This window comes from Streptomyces sp. NPDC059994 (assembly GCF_042737755.1).
In the GTDB taxonomy this organism is placed as follows: Bacteria; Actinomycetota; Actinomycetes; order Streptomycetales; family Streptomycetaceae; genus Streptomyces.
The window spans coordinates 1-21863 of the sequence record NZ_JBHWUR010000119.1; the positions used below are offsets into that span (position 1 = coordinate 1).

At 71.9% G+C, this 21863-nt stretch carries 23 protein-coding genes; 12 read left to right on the forward strand and 11 right to left on the reverse strand.

The window, feature by feature from the left end; translation table 11 throughout:
- Nucleotides 1-152 precede the first annotated feature (152 nt).
- The 4 genes from ACFWA7_RS34585 to ACFWA7_RS34600 all read right to left on the reverse strand — a co-directional run bounded on the left by ACFWA7_RS34585 (nt 153) and on the right by ACFWA7_RS34600 (nt 4508).
- Nucleotides 153-1328, reverse strand: a complete 1176-nt coding sequence (locus ACFWA7_RS34585) for a hypothetical protein (protein ID WP_385827015.1) — start codon at nt 1326-1328, stop codon at nt 153-155.
- Entirely contained in the window at nt 1328-1969 is a 642-nt protein-coding gene (locus tag ACFWA7_RS34590) for an RNA polymerase sigma factor (RefSeq protein ID WP_385827017.1), read from the reverse strand. The genes ACFWA7_RS34585 and ACFWA7_RS34590 overlap by 1 nt, the downstream gene beginning before the upstream one ends.
- Nucleotides 1970-2279: 310 nt before the next feature.
- Nucleotides 2280-2873, reverse strand: a complete 594-nt coding sequence (locus ACFWA7_RS34595; protein WP_385545018.1) for an RNA polymerase sigma factor — start codon at nt 2871-2873, stop codon at nt 2280-2282.
- A 51-nt stretch (nt 2874-2924) separates the two neighbouring features.
- Nucleotides 2925-4508, reverse strand: a complete 1584-nt coding sequence (locus ACFWA7_RS34600) for a family 20 glycosylhydrolase (protein WP_385545015.1) — start codon at nt 4506-4508, stop codon at nt 2925-2927.
- Between the two features lie 202 nt (nt 4509-4710).
- Between ACFWA7_RS34600 and ACFWA7_RS34605 the strand changes: the two genes are divergently transcribed.
- The 5 genes from ACFWA7_RS34605 to ACFWA7_RS34625 all read left to right on the forward strand — a co-directional run bounded on the left by ACFWA7_RS34605 (nt 4711) and on the right by ACFWA7_RS34625 (nt 9074).
- Nucleotides 4711-5448 (forward strand): 2-oxo-4-hydroxy-4-carboxy-5-ureidoimidazoline decarboxylase, encoded by a 738-nt coding sequence (locus tag ACFWA7_RS34605; protein WP_385827019.1) that lies wholly within the window; start codon nt 4711-4713, stop codon nt 5446-5448.
- Between the two features lie 216 nt (nt 5449-5664).
- Nucleotides 5665-6045, forward strand: coding sequence for a succinate dehydrogenase, cytochrome b556 subunit (sdhC, locus tag ACFWA7_RS34610; protein ID WP_385545009.1), 381 nt, complete (start codon nt 5665-5667; stop codon nt 6043-6045).
- A gap of 8 nt (nt 6046-6053) precedes the next feature.
- Nucleotides 6054-6530, forward strand: a complete 477-nt coding sequence (locus tag ACFWA7_RS34615) for a succinate dehydrogenase hydrophobic membrane anchor subunit (RefSeq protein ID WP_385545006.1) — start codon at nt 6054-6056, stop codon at nt 6528-6530.
- A gap of 31 nt (nt 6531-6561) precedes the next feature.
- A complete protein-coding gene (sdhA, locus tag ACFWA7_RS34620) occupies nt 6562-8316 on the forward strand; it encodes a succinate dehydrogenase flavoprotein subunit (protein WP_385545004.1) in 1755 nt (584 codons plus the stop codon).
- On the forward strand, nt 8316-9074 hold the full coding sequence (locus ACFWA7_RS34625; protein ID WP_385545002.1) for a succinate dehydrogenase iron-sulfur subunit: 759 nt from the start codon (nt 8316-8318) through the stop codon (nt 9072-9074). Before sdhA ends, ACFWA7_RS34625 begins: the two co-directional genes overlap by 1 nt.
- A 219-nt stretch (nt 9075-9293) precedes the next feature.
- Here ACFWA7_RS34625 and ACFWA7_RS34630 read toward each other — a convergent pair whose 3' ends face one another.
- Entirely contained in the window at nt 9294-9806 is a 513-nt protein-coding gene (locus ACFWA7_RS34630; RefSeq protein ID WP_385545000.1) for a MarR family winged helix-turn-helix transcriptional regulator, read from the reverse strand.
- 93 nt (nt 9807-9899) lie between these two features.
- Here ACFWA7_RS34630 and ACFWA7_RS34635 point away from each other — a divergent pair, with 93 nt between their 5' ends.
- The 4 genes from ACFWA7_RS34635 to ACFWA7_RS34650 all read left to right on the forward strand — a co-directional run bounded on the left by ACFWA7_RS34635 (nt 9900) and on the right by ACFWA7_RS34650 (nt 12983).
- Nucleotides 9900-11135, forward strand: a complete 1236-nt coding sequence (locus ACFWA7_RS34635; protein ID WP_385544998.1) for an MFS transporter — start codon at nt 9900-9902, stop codon at nt 11133-11135.
- A 79-nt stretch (nt 11136-11214) separates the two neighbouring features.
- Complete coding sequence (locus ACFWA7_RS34640; protein WP_385544996.1) at nt 11215-11640, forward strand: hypothetical protein; 426 nt, start codon at nt 11215-11217, stop codon at nt 11638-11640.
- Between the two features lie 5 nt (nt 11641-11645).
- On the forward strand, nt 11646-12161 hold the full coding sequence (locus ACFWA7_RS34645; RefSeq protein WP_385827026.1) for a thiol-disulfide oxidoreductase DCC family protein: 516 nt from the start codon (nt 11646-11648) through the stop codon (nt 12159-12161).
- A gap of 159 nt (nt 12162-12320) precedes the next feature.
- Nucleotides 12321-12983: a TetR/AcrR family transcriptional regulator gene (locus ACFWA7_RS34650; protein WP_385827028.1), complete on the forward strand. Its 663-nt coding sequence runs from the start codon at nt 12321-12323 to the stop codon at nt 12981-12983.
- Between the two features lie 132 nt (nt 12984-13115).
- On the opposite strand, the gene ACFWA7_RS34655 is transcribed toward ACFWA7_RS34650, so the two are convergent.
- Nucleotides 13116-14672, reverse strand: coding sequence for an ABC transporter substrate-binding protein (locus ACFWA7_RS34655; protein WP_385544993.1), 1557 nt, complete (start codon nt 14670-14672; stop codon nt 13116-13118).
- A gap of 165 nt (nt 14673-14837) precedes the next feature.
- Nucleotides 14838-15104 (reverse strand): SCO4848 family membrane protein, encoded by a 267-nt coding sequence (locus ACFWA7_RS34660; protein WP_385544991.1) that lies wholly within the window; start codon nt 15102-15104, stop codon nt 14838-14840.
- 109 nt (nt 15105-15213) lie between these two features.
- Between ACFWA7_RS34660 and ACFWA7_RS34665 the strand changes: the two genes are divergently transcribed.
- Nucleotides 15214-16521: a D-alanyl-D-alanine carboxypeptidase family protein gene (locus ACFWA7_RS34665; protein WP_385544988.1), complete on the forward strand. Its 1308-nt coding sequence runs from the start codon at nt 15214-15216 to the stop codon at nt 16519-16521.
- Here ACFWA7_RS34665 and ACFWA7_RS34670 read toward each other — a convergent pair.
- From ACFWA7_RS34670 to ACFWA7_RS34685, 4 genes are read right to left on the reverse strand one after another with little or no spacing between them, the layout of a single operon-like run.
- Nucleotides 16475-17386 carry a YihY/virulence factor BrkB family protein gene (locus ACFWA7_RS34670; protein ID WP_385544985.1) on the reverse strand — a complete coding sequence of 304 codons (912 nt, stop codon included), beginning with the start codon at nt 17384-17386 and terminating at the stop codon, nt 16475-16477. The two genes, ACFWA7_RS34665 and ACFWA7_RS34670, sit on opposite strands and share 47 nt — an antisense overlap.
- Nucleotides 17374-17814: a GtrA family protein gene (locus ACFWA7_RS34675; RefSeq protein WP_385544982.1), complete on the reverse strand. Its 441-nt coding sequence runs from the start codon at nt 17812-17814 to the stop codon at nt 17374-17376. Before ACFWA7_RS34675 ends, ACFWA7_RS34670 begins: the two co-directional genes overlap by 13 nt.
- Nucleotides 17811-18755 (reverse strand): decaprenyl-phosphate phosphoribosyltransferase, encoded by a 945-nt coding sequence (locus tag ACFWA7_RS34680; RefSeq protein WP_385544980.1) that lies wholly within the window; start codon nt 18753-18755, stop codon nt 17811-17813. The genes ACFWA7_RS34675 and ACFWA7_RS34680 overlap by 4 nt, the downstream gene beginning before the upstream one ends.
- On the reverse strand, nt 18752-19333 hold the full coding sequence (locus tag ACFWA7_RS34685; RefSeq protein WP_385827021.1) for a phosphatase PAP2 family protein: 582 nt from the start codon (nt 19331-19333) through the stop codon (nt 18752-18754). Before ACFWA7_RS34685 ends, ACFWA7_RS34680 begins: the two co-directional genes overlap by 4 nt.
- Nucleotides 19334-19520: 187 nt before the next feature.
- Here ACFWA7_RS34685 and ACFWA7_RS34690 point away from each other — a divergent pair, with 187 nt between their 5' ends.
- Nucleotides 19521-20879 (forward strand): FAD-binding protein, encoded by a 1359-nt coding sequence (locus tag ACFWA7_RS34690; RefSeq protein ID WP_385827023.1) that lies wholly within the window; start codon nt 19521-19523, stop codon nt 20877-20879.
- 28 nt (nt 20880-20907) lie between these two features.
- On the forward strand, nt 20908-21663 hold the full coding sequence (locus ACFWA7_RS34695; protein ID WP_385544972.1) for a decaprenylphospho-beta-D-erythro-pentofuranosid-2-ulose 2-reductase: 756 nt from the start codon (nt 20908-20910) through the stop codon (nt 21661-21663).
- Nucleotides 21664-21863 lie beyond the last annotated feature (200 nt).

The following is a 21863-nucleotide window of genomic DNA, read 5'->3' on the forward strand; positions in this document are numbered from 1 at the left end:
CGGCCGCCGGAGAGTGGGCGCGGGGGGCCCGGGGGGACCGGGCCCCGCCCGCGCCGTTCGCGCCGAGCCTTGGGTACGGGGGGAACCCCGGCTCTGTGCGCCGCCGATGACCAGTCGGCTCACTTCCTACTGCGTCGGCGGGCCGAAAAGTGTCACACCAGACGGTCGAGCCGGTGTGCGAGCCGCTGGTCGGCCCCCATTCCGGCCGCGCCGGGCAGGGTGGGCGGGTGCTGCGCCGGGACCGCGCGGGAGGCCGGCGGGACCACCGGAACGGCGGGCGGCAGGGTCGGGCCGCTCTGCTCGGCGTCACCGGCGCCCGGGACGCCCGGCAGCCCCGGGAGCGCAGGTGAGCCGCTCACGGGCGGCGTCGACCAGCTCACGGAGGGCAGCTTCAGGACCGAGCCGTCACGGCCGCCCGAGCTGCCGCCGTGCCCGCCATGGCCGTCCCCCTTGTCGTCGCCGGAGCCGCCCTTGCCGCCCTTGCCGCCCGAGTCGCCCTTGCCGCCGGAGCCGCCCTTGCCTCCCCGGTCCGCCTCCGCCATCACGTTGTCGCAGAACTGCTTCACTCTCGCGGCGCCCAGAGCGGCGATTTCCAGCCGCTGCCGGCGCGTCTGATCGAGGCGTCCCGACCGGAAGTCCCGGCAGTACTCGACCTTTCTGGAAGCCCAGTCGCCCTTCGGGCCCTCGGTCGTGGCCGCGGGGTCGGGCGTCGCCTTCCGGGGCTCGGCGGAGCCCGGCGTGGCGGCGCCTGGAGTACTGCCCTCCCCCGACGGAGTGCGGCCCGGCGTGGGCGACTGCGGGGCGACGGGGGCGCCGGTGCGCGCCGACGGCGAGTCCGAGGCGATCGGCCCCGGGGTCGCGGCGGCCGACACGGACGACACCGGCTCGGGGTCGGCGGTGCCGAGCCCGGGCAGCACACCGGTCCCGGCGGCCATGGCGACGCCGCCCAGGGCGCACCCGGCAAGCGCCGCGGCCAGGCCGAAACGGACCGGCCGCAGCCGTCGGGGGGCACGGGTGCCGCGGGGCTCGCGCCCTACCCGTACGACGTTGTCGGCCCGGACTTCGGAAGGGGAGCCGGCCTCGGCACGGGCGCTGCGGAACGCGGCCAGCGCGGCGGCCTCGCCCGGCAGTTCACGGGCGGCAGGGGCGGCAGGGGCGGCGGAGGTGCCCATGTCCTGCCGTACGTCAGGACCGGCCATCGCGCGCAGCACGGCGGAGAGCCGTTCGGCCTGCTCGCGGGCGCGGTCGTCGGCGGGAACGACGCTTTCGCCGCGCAGCAAACGCTCTGCGGCGTCCTCGTCCAGCCATTCGTGGCGCTCGTCGGCCATCACATGTCCTTCTGCGTCGGCGCGCCCGATTGCGTCACACCGCACGACCGGTTCCGTTGCGGCGGCACACCGCCGAGATCCGCCGGGGCGTTCTCCGTCCCCAGCAGTTCGGCCAGCCGCTTGAGGCCGCGGTGGGCGGCCGTCCGCACCGCGCCGGGCCGCTTGCCCAGGGTCTGGGCCGCGCTCTTGGCGTCGAGCCCGACCACCACCCGCAGCACCACGGCCTCGGCCTGGTCCTGCGGGAGCTGCGCGATGAGCGCCATCGTACGTCCGGTCGCGAGGGATTCCATCGCCTCGCCCGCGGTGTCCGAGTCGGCGGCGCGGCCGGTCAGCTCGGTCTCGTCGCCGCCCACGGCGGGACGACGGCCGCGCATCCGGATGTGGTCGAGGGCCCGGTTGCGGGCGATGGTGGCGGCCCAGCCGCGGAACCGGTCCGCGTCGCCGCTGAAGCGCTCGATGTCCCGGGCGATCTGCAGCCACGCCTCGGACGTCACGTCCTCCGCGTCACTCTCGCCCACGAGCGTGCGGGTGTACCCGAGCAGCCGTGGGTGCACCGCGCGGTACACCGCACGGAACGCACTCTCGTCGCCGCCCTGTGCCGCGAGTATCGCGGCGGTCAGCTCCGCGTCTTCCCCCTGCACTCCCTGCACCCTGCCCTGATGTCGCAGCCCGGTCATCGCTGCCGCGCCGACCGGCGCGAAGGAGCACGCTACGGCCTGGGCGGCGGTTAAGTCCATTACTTGTACAACCCGCAACAATTCACTGACACAGCGCGGTGTGACAGAAAACGCAGCCATGGCGCTGAGAGGAGTACGGGGTCGCCACACGGCCCCGACGGAAGACGGCCGGGGCCTCTCCTGTGGGGGGTGGCGGCCCCGGCCGTCCTTCCGCGCCGACTCCCCCGCGCCCGCCGCCGGTTGGGACGCCCCGCGTCCCCGGGCGCCGCCGCCGTCACGGCCGGTCCGCCTCCGGCCCGAGCCCCTGGGCGAGCCGCCGCAGCCCCCGGTGCGCCGAGGTGCGCACCGACCCGGGGCGCTTGCCGAGGACCCGCCCGGCCGCCGCGCCGTCGAGCCCGGCCACCACCCGCAGCAGCACCGCCGCGGCCTGTTCGCGCGGCAGGGTGGCGATCAGCTGGAGCGCCCAGCGGGTCGAGAGGGACTCCAGGGCCGCCTCGGCGGCGTCCTGGCCGCCCGGCACCTCCAGCGCCTCCTCGTCGAGCCCGACCGTGCGCGGTCTTCGCTTCTGGCGGCGCAGATGGTCCAGGGCGCGGTGGCGCGCGATGGTCGCGGTCCAGCCCCGGAAGCCCGCCCCGTCGCCCCGGAACCGGGCCAGGTCACGGGCTATCTCCAGCCACGCGTCGGACGCCACGTCCTCGGCCTCGGCGGCGACCAGGGCCCGCAGCTGGGCGAGCAGCCCCGGCTGAACCAGCCGGTAGACCACCGCGAAGGCCCGCTCGTCCCCCTCCTGGGCGCGTGCGACGGCCGCCCCGAGCTCCGCGTCGTCGCTCCGGATCCGGCCACGGCGCTGGTCCCCACCCCTGCCCATGGTCTGTTCTGCGCGCGGGCGGCCGCAAGTGTCACAGCGGAGCCCGGGAGCTCACCCCAGCTTGTCGGCGAGCTCCTTGAACTCCTCCCACTCCAGGCCCGGAGTGCGCGGGTCCCACAGCTTCTGGGCGGTGGCGCGCAGCGGCATCCGGATGCCCCGGGCCACCTGGTCCTGGGTCTGGGCGTCGGCGTAGTCGCACCAGACGGCGAACCGGGCGCCGAGCACCTGGTCGGAGTAGCGGTTGGCGACGGGCCTGGTGCCGCGCAGCACCAGCGGCGTCCACTCCTGGTAGATGCGCCGGCCGGTGGGGTACTTGAAGGCGTTGGGCTCGCCCAGGACGTAGTACAGGTACTCGTCGTTGAGGTTGACCGTCTTGCGGCCCTCGGCCAGGTACTCCTCCGGCGGGCGGGCGCCGAGCTCCTTGCCGGTCCAGTACTCGACCTCGCGGGCCGGGTCGGGGGCGACGGAGGTGCCCTTGAAGTAGCCGTCGTTCCAGGCCTTGAACTTCTTGCCGTACGGGCGCAGCGCCGTGGCCCGGTCGTTGAGCCAGCCGGTCGCCAGGTCCGCTATGTCGCCCTTGGCGCCGTACTTGGCGCGTGCGGCGGCGGCCAGGCCCGGATAGGTGGCCTCCGGGTCCTTGGCGGTCAGGGCGAGGTACTCGTCGCCGCCGAGGTGCCAGTAGGCGCCGGGGAACAGGTCCGCGTACTCGCGCAGCAGGTCGTCGACGATCCGCGCCGCGTCCGGGTTCGCTATGTCGACGGCGCCCTGGACCGTCCGGCCCGTGGCGCTGCGCAGCCCGAGGGCGGGGTGGGCCTTGATCACGGCGCCCAGGTGGCCCGGCGAGTCGATCTCGGGGACCACCTCGATGTGCAGCCGCCGGGCGAGCGCCACGATCCGCTCGACCTCGCGCTTGCTGAGGTGGTCGCGCGAGACGACCTCGGGGTGCGAGGCGGACTCGATCCGGAAGCCCTGGTCGTCGGAGAAGTGCAGGCCGAGCTGGTTCAGCTTGAGGTCGGCCATCTCGCGCAGCCGGGCCTCGATCCAGCCCGCCGTGAACGGCTTGCGCGCGATGTCCAGGTTGAGGCCGCGCTGCGGGCGGTCGGGCCAGTCCTCGACGACGCCCTCGGGCATCACCCCGCCGTCGCGCAGCGCCTGCTTGAGGGTGCGGGTGCCGTAGAAGACCCCGGCCTCGTCGGGGCCGGTGATCCGCACGGTGCGCTCGCGGGCGGTCAGGGTGTACGACTCGGGGGTGGCCCCGGCCTTCGGGTTCAGGGCCAGCTCGATGTCCCCGGGCCTGGGCGCCGCGCCCTGCACGTACTCCTTGTCGAGCTCCTGCGCGAGCAGCTGGGCCTCGTCCGAGAGCGCCTCGCTGCCGGTGGGGACGACGACGCGGGTGGCGGCGACGGGCCGGAAGCCGGGGCCGCGGGCGGGCTCGTGCTGCCGTACGGCGGGGATCGTGCGGGGCGGCGAGGAGAGCGGGTAGATCTGGGCGGGCGAGGAGGAGTCGCCGGGCTTGGGATCGAGGCGGCCGCCGTGGCCGCCGTGGGTGTCGTCCTCGGGCCAGACCAGCACGGTGAGCACGAGGGCGGCCACGGCCGCGAGGGCGACGCGGGCCACCAGGGCGCCCCGGCTCATCCGGGCCGTCCGCTCACCACGGGCGCCGTCGGCGCCGCTGGCACTCCTGGACTGCGACATCACTCAGAATCCTCCCATACGGGAACAACCACGGCGAAGGCGAGGCGAGGAACCCGGGAGGCGTCCACCATGCGCACCTCACCCCTCACGTCCGGGTGAAATTCGCGCAACCGTCGGGCACCCTCCATCGTGCCTCGATAGCGTGGCGGCACTCCCACCTCTTCTTCACCTCCCGCCTCTCTGCTGTCTCTCCGCCGACGCACGCACGAAGCCGTCGCCGGCCGCCGTTCGTCGTTCGTTCCAGGAGCCCACGCTGTCCGGCGAATCCCACGCCGGCCCCCGGAAGCGACCGCCGCCACTTCATCACACTCCCCGCTCCCCGGGCCGCCCGGCCATACCGGGCCAGACCCACGCCAACCCGGTCATCCCGGGCCCGTACGAGCCGGCCGAGGACGGTCTGACGCGGTTCAACCGCGCCCCCGGGGCCGCCGCCGAAGCCGTACTGCTCGCCTGCTGCGCCAGCCGCCGCTGGGCCCTGCGGGTGGCCGCCCACCGCCCCTACCCGGATCTGGACGCGCTGCTCGCGGCGGCCGACGAGGCGAGCTACGACCTCTCCCACGACGACCTCACCGAGGCGCTGGCCCACGAGCGCTCGCCGGGGCTCGACCGCACGGCCCCGCAGGCGGCCCACACCGCGCTGCGGGCCGCGCACGCCGCCCACGAGAGCCGGTTCGGGCACGCCTTCGTGATCTGCCTGGAGGGGCGGCGACCCACCGAACACCTGAACGAGATGCTCGGGGGCATCCGGGTGCGGATGACCAACGAGCAGGACGAGGAGCGGGCCATCGCCGCCGACGAGCTGCGCCGACTCGCCCGTACCCGGCTCGCCCATCTCATGACCAACCACCCGGAACCGGACACGGCGGGCGCGCCCCGCTGAACCCGCCCCCACCACCGGCCCCGTGACGACCCGTCCGGGCCCGTCCCTAGCCCGTCCGTGGCAGATTGATTGCCTGTTTGATCACACCTGAGGACCCCGCGCGAACGAACCGACATCTCGTCGCTACGATGACCGGGGCCGGTGGACCGTACCCGGCCGGGTCAGACCGACAGTCAAGCCGGCCGGCCCTAGTCCCCGCTCCCGGAGGGTTTTTCCGTGCCGGCTGGAACGCTGTACCGCGGCCGGGAAGGTATGTGGTCGTGGGTGGCTCATCGAGTCACCGGTGTCCTCATTTTCTTCTTCCTGTTCGTCCATGTCCTCGACACCGCTCTCGTGCGTGTCTCCCCCGAGGACTACGACAAGGTCGTCGCTACCTACAAGACGCCCATCGTGGCTCTTCTGGAGTACGGCCTCGTCGCCGCCATCCTCTTCCACGCGCTCAACGGTCTCCGCATCATCGCGGTGGACTTCTGGGCCAAGGGCCCCCGCTACCAGAAGCAGATGCTGTGGTCCGTCGTGATCATCTGGCTCCTTCTGATGGTCGGCGCGCTGTACCCGGTGCTCGGCCACGCCACCCGTGAACTGATCGGGAGCTGAGGACTGACATGTCTGCCGAAACCACTTCCGCGATCGGCGAGGTCGAGGCCAAGGGCCTGTACGACGCCGACAACCCCGCGCCGCTCATCGAGGCCCCGCGCATGCGGACCAAGAAGACGCCGAAGTCGACCCGTACGAACTTCGAGCTGTACGGCTGGCTGTTCATGCGGCTGTCCGGCGTCGTCCTGGTCGTCCTCGTCGTCACCCACCTGTGCATCCAGCTGGTGCTCGACGGCGGTGTCTCCAAGATCGGCTTCGCCTTCGTGGCGGGCCGCTGGGCCAACCCGTTCTGGCAGGTCTGGGACCTGGCCATGCTGTGGCTGGCGATGCTGCACGGCGCCAACGGCCTGCGCACGGTCATCAACGACTACGCGCAGCGGGACAACACCCGCTTCTGGCTGAAGATGCTGCTCTACACCGCCACGGTGTTCACCGTCCTGCTGGGCACGCTGGTGATCTTCACCTTCGACCCGAACATCCGCTAGGCCACGGGCTGAGGGACTGAGGAATTCTCTGATGAAGATCCACAAGTACGACACCGTCATCGTCGGCGCCGGTGGCGCCGGTATGCGCGCGGCCATCGAGTCGACGAAGCGCAGCCGCACCGCGGTGCTGACGAAGCTCTACCCCACCCGCTCCCACACGGGCGCGGCGCAGGGCGGCATGGCCGCCGCGCTCGCCAACGTGGAGGAGGACAACTGGGAGTGGCACACCTTCGACACGGTCAAGGGCGGTGACTACCTGGTCGACCAGGACGCCGCCGAGATCCTGGCGAAGGAGGCCATCGACGCGGTCCTCGACCTGGAGAAGATGGGCCTGCCGTTCAACCGCACCCCGGACGGCACCATCGACCAGCGCCGCTTCGGCGGCCACTCGCGCAACCACGGCGAGGCCCCGGTCCGCCGGTCCTGCTACGCCGCGGACCGCACCGGCCACATGATCCTCCAGACGCTGTACCAGAACTGCGTCAAGGAGGGCGTGGAGTTCTTCAACGAGTTCTACGTGCTCGACCAGCTCATCACCGAGGTCGACGGCGTCCGCACGTCCGCCGGTGTGGTGGCGTACGAGCTCGCGACCGGCGAGATCCACGTCTTCCAGGCGAAGTCCGTGATCTACGCGTCCGGCGGCACCGGCAAGTTCTTCAAGGTGACCTCCAACGCGCACACCCTGACCGGTGACGGCCAGGCCGCCTGCTACCGCCGGGGCCTGCCGCTGGAGGACATGGAGTTCTTCCAGTTCCACCCGACGGGCATCTGGCGCATGGGCATCCTGCTGACGGAGGGCGCCCGCGGTGAGGGCGGCATCCTCCGCAACAAGGACGGCGAGCGCTTCATGGAGAAGTACGCGCCGGTCATGAAGGACCTCGCGTCCCGTGACGTCGTCTCGCGCTCCATCTACACGGAGATCCGTGAGGGCCGCGGCTGCGGTCCCGAGGGCGACCACGTCTACCTCGACCTCACGCACCTCCCGCCGGAGCAGCTGGACGCCAAGCTCCCGGACATCACCGAGTTCGCGCGTACGTACCTGGGCATCGAGCCGTACACGGACCCGATCCCGATCCAGCCCACCGCGCACTACGCCATGGGCGGCATCCCGACCAACGTCCAGGGTGAGGTCCTCGCGGACAACACCACGGTCGTGCCGGGTCTGTACGCGGCCGGCGAGGTCGCCTGCGTCTCGGTGCACGGCGCCAACCGCCTGGGCACCAACTCGCTCCTGGACATCAACGTGTTCGGCAAGCGCGCGGGCATCGCGGCGGCGGAGTACTCGGCGAAGGCCGACTACGTCGAGCTCCCGGAGAACCCGGCGGAGCTGGTGGAGACGCAGGTCAAGCGCCTGCTGTCGTCGACCGGCACCGAGCGGGTCGCGGTGATCCGCAAGGAGCTCCAGGAGACCATGGACGCCAACGTCATGGTCTTCCGCACCGAGCAGACGATCAAGACGGCCGTGGAGAAGATCGCGGAGCTCCGCGAGCGCTACACGAACGTCTCGGTCCAGGACAAGGGCAAGCGGTTCAACACCGACCTCCTGGAGGCCATCGAGCTGGGCAACCTGCTCGACCTGGCCGAGGTCATGGCCGTCTCGGCCCTGGCGCGCAAGGAGTCCCGCGGCGGTCACTACCGCGAGGACTACCCCAACCGCGACGACGTCAACTTCATGCGCCACACCATGGCGTACCGCGAGGTCGCGGACGGCGGCAAGGACTCGATCCGACTCGACTACAAGCCCGTCGTCCAGACCCGCTACCAGCCGATGGAGCGTAAGTACTGATGGCCACCCCCACTCTGGACAAGGCGGAGGCGGGCTTCGCCGACTCCCCGTACATCACGGTCACCTTCCGGATCCGCCGGTTCAACCCGGAGATCTCGGACGAGGCCAGCTGGCAGGACTTCCAGGTCGAGATCGACCCGAAGGAGCGCGTGCTCGACGGTCTCCACAAGATCAAGTGGGACCTCGACGGCTCGCTGACCTTCCGGCGCTCGTGCGCGCACGGCATCTGCGGTTCGGACGCCATGCGGATCAACGGCAAGAACAGGCTTGCCTGCAAGACGCTGATCAAGGACCTGAGCCCGGAGAAGCCGATCACGGTCGAGGCCATCAAGGGCCTGACGGTCCTGAAGGACCTGGTCGTGGACATGGACCCGTTCTTCCAGGCGTACCGCGACGTGATGCCCTTCCTCATCACGAAGGGCAACGAGCCGACGCGCGAGCGTCTGCAGTCCGCCGAGGACCGCGAGCGCTTCGACGACACCACCAAGTGCATCCTGTGCGCCGCGTGCACGTCGTCGTGCCCGGTGTTCTGGAACGACGGCCAGTACTTCGGCCCGGCGGCGATCGTCAACGCGCACCGCTTCATCTTCGACTCGCGTGACGAGGCCGGCGAGCAGCGCCTGGAGATCCTCAACGACAAGGACGGTGTGTGGCGCTGCCGCACCACGTTCAACTGCACGGACGCCTGCCCGCGTGGCATCGAGGTCACCAAGGCGATCCAGGAAGTCAAGCGCGCGCTGATCACGCGCCGTTTCTGATTCCCTGAGCAGTACGCGTCCGAGGGCCCCCTTCCCGACTCGGGAGGCGGGGCCTTTCGCGTGTCCGGGCCGGGGCTGCGGTACCGGGTGCCCTACGGAGGCGCGGGGCTGTGACCTTGTGCGGCTCCGCCGCGATGGGGGTTCCCCCTTGTTCGAGTTGTTCGAGCGAAGCCGAGAACCTGGGGGAGCGACCGGCCCGCACCGGCCCGCAGCCGAAGCTCAGCGCCCTTCGGCGACGACCATGATCCGCCGCAACATGGCATTGAGCTGCTCCAGCTCACCGCGCGACAACGCACCGAGCACCCGGGACTCCTCGTCCCCCAGCATGTCCATCGCGCCCGTCCAGCTCGCCCGACCGGACTCGGTCAACTCGACGTGGACCCGCCGCCGGTCCGTCGTCGAGGGCGTACGCCGAACGAATCCCCGCCGCTCCAGCGCGTCAAGCCGCCCCGTGACGGACGCGGGCGCCAGATCCAGATCCGCGGCGAGCTGCGACGGCGTCGCCGTGCCACCCCGCCCCGCCAGCTTGTGCAGCGTGTCGAACTCCGGCCGGTCGAGCGCGAAGTCGACCAGGGACTGCTCCCGTACGCGCTGGAGATGGACGGAGAGCTTCTTCATCCGCGTCACCGCGCCCTCGACGGCCGGGTCGAGCCCCGGCAGCACCGGCAGCCACTGCTCCACGTGCCCGTCGGTCCAGTCCCGCTGCCCCTCGGCCCCGTCTGCGCGCTCCATGACCTGATCGTACGTACGCGGTCACCCGGCCCGCTCCTTCGGCACCAGATATTTCGTTGACGAATTATTCGGTGCCGAAATATATTTCTCGGCATGCCACCACTGCCCCATCCCCTGCGCACGCGCGCGTTCCGGCTGCTCTTCATCGGCCGCTGCCTGTCCATGATCGGCGACGCCATGATCCCGGTCGCGCTCGCCCTCGCCGTCTACATCGCGACCGACTCCACCACCGACCTCGCGATCGTGCTCGGCTGCTCGATGGTCCCCAAGCTGCTGCTCCTGCCCTTCGGCGGCGTCATGGGCGACCGCTTCAACGCCCGTACGGTCGCGCTCACCACCGATCTCGTCCGCTGCGCCACCCAGCTCTTCGTGGGCGCCGAACTGCTCGGCGGGGACCCCCGGCTGTGGCAGATCGCGCTCGCCGAGGCGATCGGCGGCTCCGCCTCCGCCTTCGCGATGCCCGCGATGGCCCCGCTGATCACCGGCACGGTCGAGGAGGAGAACCGGCGGCGCGCCAACGCCCTGATGGGCGTGGTCAACAGCGCGACCCGGCTGGGCGGCCCGGCGCTCGCGACCGTGCTCATCCTGACCGCCGGACCCGGCTGGGCCTTCGTGCTCGACGCCGCCTCCTTCGCGGTGAGCGCGGCCCTGCTGAGCGCGATCCGGGTGCGGCACGTGCCGCTGGTCCGGCGCTCGCTCACCGCCGACCTCAAGGAGGGCTGGAGCGAGGTGCGCTCGCGGGACTGGTACTGGACCAGCCTGTTCGCCCACTCCGCCTGGAACGGCGCCGCCGCCGTCCTGATGACGCTCGGACCGGCCATCGCCTTCAAGGAGTTCGACGGCAAGACGTTCTGGCTGGCGTTCATGCAGACGGGCGCGGTGGGCCTGCTGCTCGGCTCGCTGATCGCCGGGCGCGCCCGGCCGAAGCGGCCCATCCTGACGGCCAATCTGGGCCTGGCCACCTACGCCCTGCCGCTCGTCCTGCTCGCGCTCTCCGCCCCGGCGCCGGTCGCCATCGCCGGGTACGGCATCGCCCAGCTCGGGCTCGGCTTCCTCTCCCCGGTCTGGGAGACCGCGGTGCAGTCGGCCATCCCCACCCACGCCCTGGCCCGCGTCACCTCCTACGACTGGCTGCTCTCCCTGGCCGCGGTCCCCGTCGGCTACGCGCTGGCCCCGCTCGCCGCCGACGCCTGGGGACCCGAAGTGCCGCTGCTGGCAGCCGCGCTCGTGGTGGGCGGGGCCTGTCTGGCGACGGCGGCGGTGCCGGGGGTGCGCCACTTCGGCCGCCCCGCGAAGGACGCCCCCGTACTCTCCTCCACCCCGGCTTGAACATGTTCAAAACGAGGTCTACTCTCCAGACAACAGCTTCTTGAACGCGTTCAGGAAGGCTCCGAGAAGGGGTGGGAAAATGGACCTCACAGTCGTCGCATACGTCATCTACCTGCTGGTCGGTGTCGCGCTGACGGTCTGGGTGGCGCGCACGCTCAGCCGCAACGGCCGGGTCTTCCTCGCGGACGTCCTCGGCGACGAGAAGCTCGCCGACGCGGTCAACCGCCTTCTGGTGGTCGGCTTCTACCTGGTGAACCTGGGCTTCGTCGCCCTCTACCTCCAGGACGACGGCGGCATCGACAACGCCCGGCAGGTCTTCGAGGCGCTGTCGAAGAAGCTCGGCGTGGTGCTGCTGGTGCTCGGCGTGATGCACCTGGGCAATGTGTACGCGCTCAACAGGTTCCGCCGCCGGGGCCTGATGGAGCGGGAGCAGAACCCGCCGGTGCCGCCGCAGGGCTTCACCGGGAACCAGGGCCCGTGGGCCGCGCCGGCCGCCGGGGCCTGAGCCCGATGGTCACCGCCACCACCGCCGACCGGGGCGCCGGGCGCGCCCCGGTCCGCCGGCTCACCGTCCTGTACGACGCCGGCTGCCCGCTCTGTGCCTTCCTGCGCGGCTGGCTGATGAAGCAGCGTCAGCTGGTCCCGCTCGACCTGGTGCCCGCCGGGTCCGCCGGGGCCCGCCGCCGCTTCCCCCGCCTCGACCACGCGGCCACCTTCGAGGAGATCACCGTCGTCGCCGACGCCGGACAGGTCTACCGGGGCCCGGCCGCCTGGGTGGTCTGTCTGTGGGCGCTGCGCGAGTACCGGCCCATGGCCCACCGCTTCAGCACCCCGGCCGGGGCGCGGTTCGCGCGCGGCGCGGTGATCGCCGCCTCCCGCTACCGCGAGTCCCACCGCGACCGCCGGGTGGCGGGCGCGGGCGGCGGCGCCTACCTCCGCGAGGACGGCTGGCGGTACGACCCGCGCGGGGGCTGGGCGTACACCGGACCGGCAACCTGCGGCAGCGGCTGCTCCGTGGCCGATTAGGCTCGTGCCGTGCCAGCAGAGAACGCGCGCGTGCCCGCAGAGTCCGAGCTCCCCCGGAGCGAGTCCGAGCTCGCCAGGAGCGAGTCCGAGCTCGCCAGGAGCGAGTCCGGGCTTGCCAGGAGCGAGCAGAGCCCCGCCAAGGGCGAGCAGACCCGCACCCTGATCCTGGAGACCGCCATGCGGCTGTTCCAGGAGCTCGGTTACGACAGGACGACGATGCGGGCCATCGCCAAGGAGGCCGGGGTCTCGGTCGGCAACGCGTACTACTACTTCGCCGGCAAAGAGCATCTGATCCAGGGGTTCTACGACCGGATCGCCGCCGAGCACCAGGCGGCCGTCCGGGACGTGCTCGACCGCGAGACGGATCTGGAGGCGCGCCTCGCCGGGGTGCTCAGCGCCTGGCTCGACATCGCGGCCCCGTACCACGAGTTCGCCGCGCAGTTCTTCAAGAACGCGGCCGACCCGGACAGCCCGCTCAGCCCCTTCTCGCCGGAGTCCGAGCACGCCCGCGAGGCGGCCATCGACGTGCACCGCGAGGTGCTGGCGGGGACGAAGACCAAGGTTCCGGCCGAACTCGTGGACGTGCTGCCCGAGTTGATGTGGCTCTCCCAGATGGGCCTGGTCCTGTACTGGGTGTTCGACCGCTCCGAGGGCCGCGAGCGCAGCTACCGGCTGGCCGCGCGCGGCGCCAAGCTCACCACGCGCGGCGTGGCGCTCGCCCGCTTCCGGGTGCTGCGCCCGCTCGTCCACGAGGTGCACGAGCTGTTCACGGACTTCCTGCCGGGCATGGCCCAGACGGTGACGGCCCGGAAGCGCCCCTGAGGGGCGCGGGGCCGTGACATGTGCGGCTCCGCCGCGATGGGGGCCTCTGTTCGAGCGAAGCCGAGAACTGGGGGGAGCGGCCGGCCCGAGGCGGCCCGCAGCCGGACATCCGCGTCCCGCGAAGCGCCCCGCTCAGATCCAGCCCAGCTCCCACAGCCGCCACACGCCGGTGCCGTCCGACAGGTACTGGAGGCCGCCGACACTGCGGCTGCTCACCACGTAGTCCTTGCCCTGCCACAGCGGGATCAGCGGCACGTCCTCGGCGACCTTGTCCTGGAGCGCCTTGAAGTCGTCGGCGGTGCGGCCCCGGTCGCTGTACTGCTGGGTGCGCTGGATGATCTCGTCGACGCCCTTGTCCGAGTACCCGGTGTGCAGGCTGTTCCCGGTGCCGACGAGCGGCTGGCTGAAGTTGTCCGGGTCCGGGAAGTCCGCGACCCAGCCCGCCGTGTACGCGTCGTACACCCCGGCCGCGTAGTTCTTCTGCATCTTGGTCCAGTCGGACTCGGCGAGCAGGTCGACCTCGAACAGGCCGCCCTTCTCCAGCTGCTTCTTGAGCAGCTCGGCCTCGGCGCCGTTGGGACCGAGCTTGCGGTACGCGAGCGTGAACTTCACCGGAGCGTGCACGTCCGCCGCCTTCAGGAGCCCCTTCGCCTTGCCCACGTCCACCTTGGGGTAGGCGTCGAAGAAGGCCGTGCTGTGGCCGGTGAAGCCCTGCGGGATCAGCGAGAACAGCGGCTCGACCGTGCCGTCGTAGACGCCGGCGGCCAGCGCGGGCCGGTCGATCAGCGCCGCCAGCGCCTGGCGGACCTTGGTCTTGGCCAGCGGGTGGCCGGGGCGGACGTTGATGTTCAGGTTGCGGGTCTCGGCGCCGGGCGTCTCGCTGATGCGGATGGCCGGGTCGCCGGGCGACAGCTTGGCGAGCACCTTGGGCGGCATCTGGCGGTGCGCCACCTCGACCTGCTTGGCCGTCCACGCCTCGTTGAGCTGGTCGGACTCGGCGAAGTAGCGGACCTCGACGGGCAGGCCCTTCTTGGTGACCGCGCCCCGGTAGTCGGGGTTCGGCTCCAGGGACGCGCTCTGGCCCTGCTTGTACGACTTGAGCAGGTACGGGCCCGAGCCGACCACGCCGTTGCCCTTGCGCAGCGACTTCTCCGGGTACGCGCCGCTGTCGACGATCGACCCGGCGCCGGTCGCGAGCTTGGACGGGAAGGTCGCGTCCTTGGTCTTCAGGTTGAAGGTGACGGTGTCACCGTCGGCCTGGACCGAGCCGAGGGAGGAGAGCAGCGGGGCCGGGCCCACATCGCTGTTGATCTTCAGCACCCGGTCGAAGGAGAACTTGACGTCGGCGGCGGTGATCTTGCGCCCCGACGAGAACTCCAGCCCGTCGCGCAGCTCGCACTGATACGTCGTCAGCTTCAGCCCGATGAACTTGCAGCCGCGGGCCGCGTCCGGCACCGGCACCGCCGAGCCCGGCTTGAAGGTGAGCAGCGTCTGGTAGACGTTGCTGTAGAGCGCCCAGGAACCGGCGTCATAGGCGCCGGCCGGGTCCAGGGACGTGATCGCGTCCGTCGTCCCGACCGTGATCGGGTCGTCCTTCTGTCCATCGGACGGCAGCAGTTGCCATCCCCCCACACCGGCGACCACCACAACTGCGCATATCGCCAGAACCCGCATACGGATCGACCGCATCGCCGTGCTCTCCTCGGAACGCCCACCCCTTCAGGCGCGCCCGACCCCCCGGGCCACACCTGTGATGGCGATCACCCAATCACACGGGTTTCACATTCGGAAGAGGAAATCTTCACTACACAGCTACTCGTTAGCCGCGCGTGACAAGGGGATCGCCCCTAGTCGTTAGCGGTCCGTGACCCGGGAACCGGCGGCTTCGGCGCGCAGGTGGCGTACGGAACGGAACCCGATGAGGCCGACACCCGTCCCCAGGAGAAAGGACACGACGGCGAGGGTGAGGTGCACCCAGAAGTACGCCGTCGGGTCGCCCGCGTCGTCGAAGGCCAGCCCGCTGCCGTCCTTCCACAGGTTCTTGACGAAAGTGATCCAGATGATCCAGCTCCACGCTCCGAACGCGAGCAGGAACCAGGAGACGCGGTTGCTGAGCTTCATGGAATCAGTATCACCGGGGCGAAGCGGGCGCAGCCGGGCGGGTGGCGGCTCCCGGCGGGTCACCCCTCCGGTGTTCGGATCGGCGCCCCGGACCTGTAATTTCTCGTGCGTGTCTGCTGTGAAGAAGCCCGCGAAAATCGCACTGGCGGTCGCCCTCGCCGCGCTGCTGCCCGCGCTCGCCTCCGCGCCCGCGTCGGCACTGCCGAACGAGGACAGACCGGGCGCCCAGGGCCAACCGGGCAAGCCGACCGACCCCGGCAGGGCGGGGAAGACCCGCAAGGACCCCGACCCGCCGCCGGCCGTCATGTCGAAGGTCGGCGGCGCGCTGCTCGGACAGCCCGGCACCCAGGTGAAGCTCGGCCCGGGGGCGCCGGTGCTGCCGATGGAGCTGACGGGCCGTTCGTGGCTCGTCGCGGACGCGGAGAACGGCCAGGTGCTCGCCTCGCACAACGCGCACTGGCGGCTGCCCCCCGCCTCCACGCTGAAGATGCTCTTCGCGGACACCGTGCTGCCCAAGTTCCCCAAGACCGATGTGCACACGGTCACCCCGGCCGACCTCGACGGCGTCGGCGAGGGCAGCAGCCTGGTCGGGGTCAAGGAGAACCAGTCGTACACCGTGCACGACCTGTGGCTCGGCGTCTTCCTGCGCTCCGGCAACGACGCCGTGCACGTGCTGTCGGCGATGAACGGCGGCGTGCCCAAGACCGTCCAGAACATGCAGGAGCACGCCGACGACCTCCAGGCGCTCGACACCCACGTGGTCTCGCCGGACGGCTACGACGCACCCGGGCAGGTCTCCAGCGCGTACGACCTCACCCTGTTCGCCCGCTCGGGCCTGCAGAAGAAGGACTTCCGCGAGTACTGCTCGACCGCCTCCGCCAAGTTCCCCGGCGCCGAGGCCAAGAACAACGAGCGGGACTACTTCGAGATCCAGAACACCAACCGGCTGCTCACCGGTGACAACGGCCTCACCCCGTACAAGGGCATCGCGGGCGTCAAGAACGGCAACACCACCAACGCGGGCGCGACCTTCACCGGCGTCGCCGAGCGCAACGGCCGGGTGCTGCTCGTCACGGTGATGAACCCGGACTCCTCCGAGGGCCAGGCCGTCTACAAGGAGGCAGCCCGCCTGCTTGACTGGGGCTTCGCGGCGGTCGGCAAGGTCACCCCGGTGGGCGAGCTGGTCGCGCCCAAGTCGGCGGTCCCGACCGGCGCCCCGCAGGGCTCGCGGCCCTCGGCGGACGGCACCGCCCGCGACACCGCCAAGGCCGCGGTCACCGCACGCAAGGGGCCCGGCGCCGGTGGCATCGGCACCGCGCTCGCCATCGCGGGCGGCGCGCTCCTGGTCGTCGCCGCCGGGGTGTATCTGCTCAATCGTCGCTGGCCCCTGCCGGAGCTGGTGCGCCGGAAGCGGTGAGCTCGGGGTCGTCGGCTTTGGCCGGGGTGGCCGTCCAGGCGGCGCAGAACAGCAGCAGCTTCGCGGTGAAGTTGATCCACAGCAGCAGCGCGATGGGCACCCCGAACGCCCCGTACATGCTCTTGGCGGCGACATGCTGCATATAGCCGCCGAGCAGCAGCTTCAGCAGCTCGAACCCCACCGCGCCGATGATCCCGGCGGTCACCAGATGGCGGCGCGGCGGGGAGACCCCGGGCAGCAGGGTCAGTACGTACATCAGGACCAGGAAGTCGGCGGCGGCCGCCACCGCGATCGCCACGATCCGCAGGAACACCCGGCCGACGCCGTTCTCGTCGATGCCCAGCTGGTCGGCGGTCCAGCCGACGGCCGTCGAGCCGATCGAGGACGCGACGAACGAGGCGAGCCCCGCACCGCCGAGGCCGACCAGCACCCCGCCGTCCTTGAGCACGCGCAGGAACGGGTTCTCGTCCTCGTCGTCGTCCCGGTCCCACACCGCCCGCAGACAGCCGCGCATCTGGCCGATCCAGCCGATGCCGGTGAACAGCAGCAGCGCCCCGGCGACGACCCCGATCGTGCCCGCGTTACGGGTCAGGTCCTGGAGGTCGAGCTGGTCGGAGATGCCGGGGACCTGCTCGGAGAGGTTCTTCTGGAGCTTCTCGACGCGGCCCGGGGTCAGCACGGCGGCGGCGATCGCCGCGCTCATGGTGAGCAGCGGGAACAGCGCGAGGAAGCTGATGAAGGTGATCGCGGCGGCGAGCCGGGACCAGCGCACCCGGGCGAGCCTCTCGTACGAACGCCAGGCGTGCGTCCGCATCAGCCGGACCACCCACGGCCCGACGACGGGAAGATTCTTCAGCCAGTCCATGACGTCCGAGTACCCTCCTTCACCCTGAAGACAAGCATCCGTGTCCCCCAAAAGCGCAGGCAGGTGGCGAGCGCCATCCCGACCACGGCCCCGGAGAGCGTGTCGGCGCGCGGCGAAGTGAAGCCGAGGCCGTAGTGCGTGACGGCCAGACAGAGCAGCTGCACCAGCGCGCCCGCGAGGTTCACCGCGAAGAACACGGCGTACTCGCGGCCCCCGGCCCGGCTGCCCCGGTACGTACCGAAGGCGTTGCCGAGGTACGCGACGGTGCACCCCGCCACGAAGGAGAGGCACTTGGCGGTGACCGGGTCCCACGCCAGGCCCGACCGCAGCCAGACGAAGAGGCCGAGATCGACGGCGTACGCGCAGATCCCGGCCAGCGCGAACCCGACGAGCTCGGCCCGGCGCACGCGCCGGCGCAGGCCCGTCACAGGTCGGCCACCGCCAGCCCGTACAGCGCGACCCACACCAGACCGATGACCACCAGGGCCCGGTCGTGCAGGACCACGTCCTCGGGGGCGCCCGCGCTCCCCCGGTCGGCGAACACGGCGTACCGCAGGATCCCGCCGATGAACGGGACCATCGACAACTGCCGCCACGGCAGCAGCGAGCCGCCCGCCATGCCGCCGCTCTCCAGCGCCCACATGCAGTACGCGAGGACCGCGACGCCGGCCGCGAGCTGCCAGACGAACCGCAGATAGCCGGTGGTGTACGCGTCGAGGAGCGCGCGGGTCGCGCCGCCGCGCCCCTCCATCTGGACGGCTTCGGAGTACCGCTTGGCCGCGACCATGAACAGCGCGCCGAACCCGGCGGTGATCAGGAACCAGCGCGAGAGCGGGATGGCGAGCGCGACCCCGCCGATCATGGCCCGCATCAGGAACCCGGCGGTGACCACGACGAGGTCGACGACGAGGACGTGCTTGAGCTTGACGCAGTAGGCGAGCTGCATCACCACGTACCCGGTGAGCAGGGTCGCCGTCATGGCGTTGCAGGTGAGGGCCGCGCCGATCGGGGCGAGCAGCGCGAGCAGCGCCCCGACGGCGTACGCGACCGGCACCGGCACCTGCCCGGTGGCCACCGGCCGGTGGCACTTCTGCGGATGTGCGCGGTCGGCGGCGGCGTCGCGCGCGTCGTTGACGAGGTACACGGCGGAGGCGGCGGCCGTGAACAGCACGAACACCAGGGCGAGTTGGCCCAGGGTGTGGCGCGAGTCCAGCTGCCCGGCGGCGGCGGGCGCGGCGGCGACGAGCACGTTCTTGATCCACTGCCGGGGCCGCGCGGTCCTGAGGACGCCGCCGGGCAGCCCGAGCAGACGCCGCCCCGGATGCCGGGCCACCCGCTCTTCGAGGACGGCGAGCCCGGGGCGGGTCATGAGGGGGCTCCGAGGGGGGCGGGACGGAGCGCGGGACTCGCTGGAGGGTGCGGGCGGACCAGGGCTCGCGGGCGGCCCATCCACCCCGCCCCCAGCCGGGCCGTGGCCCCGCCGAGGAGGGCTCCGACCAGCACGTCCGAGGGGTAGTGGACGCCGGCCACCAGGCGGGACACGCACATCGCGGCCGCGAGCGGCGGCACGAGCCGCGCCCCGGCGGGCCGCAGTGCGCCGTACGCGACGGCCGCCGCGGCCGCCGAGGTGGCGTGCGAGCTGGGGAACGAGTGCCGCCCGGCGGTGCGCACCAGCGGCTCCCGGGCGGCCAGTCGCGGCCGGGGCCGCCGCACCACCCGCTTCACTCCCATACTGGCCAGATGCGCGGCACCGACCAGGGCCGCCCCGCGCAGCCAGCCCCGGCGCCGCTCCCGGTCGACGGCGGCGGCGAGCGCCCCGCCCGCCAGCCATACCGCCCCGTGCTCCCCGGCGAGCGAGAACGCGCGGGCGACGGCGGCCACTCGCGGCTGCGCCCCGCAGTCGCGCAGCGCCGACAGCAGCCGGTGGTCCGCGTCGGAGTACCGCATCTGTCACCCCAGTTCCGTGAGACAGTCCCGCCGATCGGCCGTCAGCCGTACGCGACTCTCCCCGGCGGCGACGCCAGATGCGCGTCAATGCCGCTTGACACTCACTCAATCACCCATTTCGGTGAGTATCACAACGAATGGGGCATATCACCGCACAGTGAACAGAACCACCGCTACGGTCGCTCCCATGCCTGCCGCCACTCCCCCGACCCCCGTGACCGGCTGGGGCCGCACCGCCCCGACGGCCGCCGCCCGGCTCATCCGCCCGCGTACGTACGAGGAGGCGGTGGCCGCCGTCCTCGCGAGCGGGGCGCGCGGGTCCATCGCGCGGGGCCTGGGCCGGGCGTACGGCGACGCCGCGCAGAACGCGGGCGGCGCCGTCCTGGACATGACCGGCCTCGACCGCATCCGCACGATCGACGCCGAGGCGGGCGTGGTGGTCTGCGAGGCGGGCGTCAGCCTGCACCGCCTGATGGAAGTCCTGCTGCCGCTGGGCTGGTTCGTGCCGGTGACGCCCGGGACGCGGTACGTCACGGTCGGCGGCGCGATCGGCGCGGACATCCACGGCAAGAACCACCACGGCTCGGGCGCCTTCTCGCGCCATGTGCGCGCGCTCGACCTGCTGACGGCGGACGGCGAGGTCCGCACACTGAGGCCCACCGACGAGCTCTTCCAGGCGACGGCGGGCGGCATGGGCCTGACCGGGGTGATCCTCTCGGCCGAGCTCCAACTCCACTCCGTACAGACGTCGTTGATGTCGGTGGACACGGAACGCGCGGCGGATCTGGACGACTTGATGGCGCGGCTGTCGGCGACGGACCACCGCTACCGCTACTCGGTGGCGTGGATCGACCTGCTGGCCCGGGGCGCCAGAACGGGCCGCGCGGTCCTGACGAGGGGCGACCACGCCCCGCTGGACGCGCTGCCCCCGCGCGCCCGCCGCACCCCTCTGCGCTTCAACGCGCCCCACCTGCCCCCCATGCCGCGCCACCTCCCCGAGCGCCTCCTCACCCGGACATCGGTATCGGCGTTCAACGAACTCTGGTACCGCACATCGCCAAAACTCCGCACCGCCGAACTCCAACCGATCCCCAAGTTCTTCCACCCCCTGGACGGCGTGCCGCACTGGAACCGGATCTACGGCAGGGGCGGCTTCGTCCAGTACCAGTTCGTGGTCGGCCACGGCCAGGAGGAGGCGCTGCGCCGCGTGGTGCGCCGGATCGCACGCCGGGGCTGCCCGTCCTTCCTGGCGGTCCTCAAACGCTTCGGCGAGGCAGACCCCGGATGGCTCTCCTTCCCGCTCCCCGGCTGGACCCTGGCCCTGGACATCCCGGCGGGCCTGCCGGGCCTGGGCGGCTTCCTGGACGAGCTGGACGAGGAGGTGGCGGGCGCGGGCGGGCGCGTCTACCTGGCGAAGGACGCGAGGGTGCGCCCGGAGTTGCTGGAGGGCATGTATCCCCGACTCCCCGATTTCCGCACCCTGCGCCGCGCCCTGGACCCCGAAGGGGTCTTCACCTCAGACCTCTCCCGCCGCCTCAACCTCTGACGAGCCCCCATCACTGAGGAGTTACGAGATGAAGGACGCATTCGGCACCCCCCAGTCCCTGCTGGTCCTGGGCGGCACGTCCGAGATCGGCCTGGCCACGGCGCGCCGACTGGTGGCCCGCCGCACCCGTACGGTCTGGCTGGCCGGCCGCCCGTCCCCCGCGCTGGACGCTGCCGCGGCGGAGCTGCGCGAACTGGGTGCGGACGTGCACACCCTCACCTTCGACGCGCTGGACGCGGCGTCGCACGAGACGGCCCTGGGCAAGGTCTTCGCCCAGGGCGACATCGACATGGTCCTGCTGGCGTTCGGGATCCTGGGCGACCAGGTACGGGACGAGGGTGCGCCCCTGGCGGCGGTCCGGGTCGCCCAGACCAACTACACGGGCGCGGTCTCGGCGTCCCTGATCTGCGCGAAGGCCCTGGAGACCCAGGGCCACGGCTCCCTGGTGGTCCTCTCCTCGGTGGCGGGCGAACGCGCCCGCCGCGCCAACTTCATCTACGGCTCCAGCAAGGCGGGCCTGGACGCCTTCGCCCAGGGCCTGGGCGACGCCCTCCACGGCTCGGGCGTCCACGTGATGGTGGTCCGCCCCGGCTTCGTCCGCACCAAGATGACCCTGGGCCTCCCGGAGGCCCCCCTGGCCACGACACCGGAGGCGGTGGCGGAGGCCATCGAGACGGGCCTGAGAAGACGGTCGGAGGTGGTGTGGGTCCCGGGAACGCTGAGGGTGGTGATGTCGGCGCTGAGGCACGTGCCGCGCCCGATTTTCAGGAGGTTGCCGGTGTAGGGGGAGCGGGGCGGAGCCCCGCTGGGGGCCAGGGGGCGAAGCCCCCACAACGGCGGAGCCCGCTGGGGCCAGGGGGCGAAGCCCCCACAACGGGGGCCGAGGGCGAAGCCCCGGGAGCCTCCCCACCCACCCACACCCACCGCATGCGGGGTCCGGGGCGGAGCCCCGAAGCGGGGTGCAGGGGTTGCAGGCGGGTTGCA

Bases quoted from the DNA above. Each gene is read 5' to 3' on its own strand.
- ACFWA7_RS34615 (WP_385545006.1), top strand. From the start codon at position 6,054: ATGTCTGCCGAAACCACTTCCGCGATCGGCGAGGTCGAGGCCAAGGGC.
- ACFWA7_RS34600 (WP_385545015.1), bottom strand. From the start codon at position 4,508: ATGAGCCGGGGCGCCCTGGTGGCCCGCGTCGCCCTCGCGGCCGTGGCC.
- ACFWA7_RS34635 (WP_385544998.1), top strand. From the start codon at position 9,900: ATGCCACCACTGCCCCATCCCCTGCGCACGCGCGCGTTCCGGCTGCTC.
- ACFWA7_RS34680 (WP_385544980.1), bottom strand. From the start codon at position 18,755: ATGACCCGCCCCGGGCTCGCCGTCCTCGAAGAGCGGGTGGCCCGGCAT.
- ACFWA7_RS34640 (WP_385544996.1), top strand. From the start codon at position 11,215: ATGGACCTCACAGTCGTCGCATACGTCATCTACCTGCTGGTCGGTGTC.
- ACFWA7_RS34625 (WP_385545002.1), top strand. From the start codon at position 8,316: ATGGCCACCCCCACTCTGGACAAGGCGGAGGCGGGCTTCGCCGACTCC.
- sdhA (WP_385545004.1), top strand. From the start codon at position 6,562: ATGAAGATCCACAAGTACGACACCGTCATCGTCGGCGCCGGTGGCGCC.
- ACFWA7_RS34595 (WP_385545018.1), bottom strand. From the start codon at position 2,873: ATGGGCAGGGGTGGGGACCAGCGCCGTGGCCGGATCCGGAGCGACGAC.
- ACFWA7_RS34645 (WP_385827026.1), top strand. From the start codon at position 11,646: ATGGTCACCGCCACCACCGCCGACCGGGGCGCCGGGCGCGCCCCGGTC.
- ACFWA7_RS34685 (WP_385827021.1), bottom strand. From the start codon at position 19,333: ATGCGGTACTCCGACGCGGACCACCGGCTGCTGTCGGCGCTGCGCGAC.
- ACFWA7_RS34690 (WP_385827023.1), top strand. From the start codon at position 19,521: ATGCCTGCCGCCACTCCCCCGACCCCCGTGACCGGCTGGGGCCGCACC.
- ACFWA7_RS34630 (WP_385545000.1), bottom strand. From the start codon at position 9,806: ATGGAGCGCGCAGACGGGGCCGAGGGGCAGCGGGACTGGACCGACGGG.
- ACFWA7_RS34695 (WP_385544972.1), top strand. From the start codon at position 20,908: ATGAAGGACGCATTCGGCACCCCCCAGTCCCTGCTGGTCCTGGGCGGC.
- ACFWA7_RS34655 (WP_385544993.1), bottom strand. From the start codon at position 14,672: ATGCGGTCGATCCGTATGCGGGTTCTGGCGATATGCGCAGTTGTGGTG.
- ACFWA7_RS34670 (WP_385544985.1), bottom strand. From the start codon at position 17,386: ATGGACTGGCTGAAGAATCTTCCCGTCGTCGGGCCGTGGGTGGTCCGG.
- ACFWA7_RS34660 (WP_385544991.1), bottom strand. From the start codon at position 15,104: ATGAAGCTCAGCAACCGCGTCTCCTGGTTCCTGCTCGCGTTCGGAGCG.
- ACFWA7_RS34585 (WP_385827015.1), bottom strand. From the start codon at position 1,328: ATGGCCGACGAGCGCCACGAATGGCTGGACGAGGACGCCGCAGAGCGT.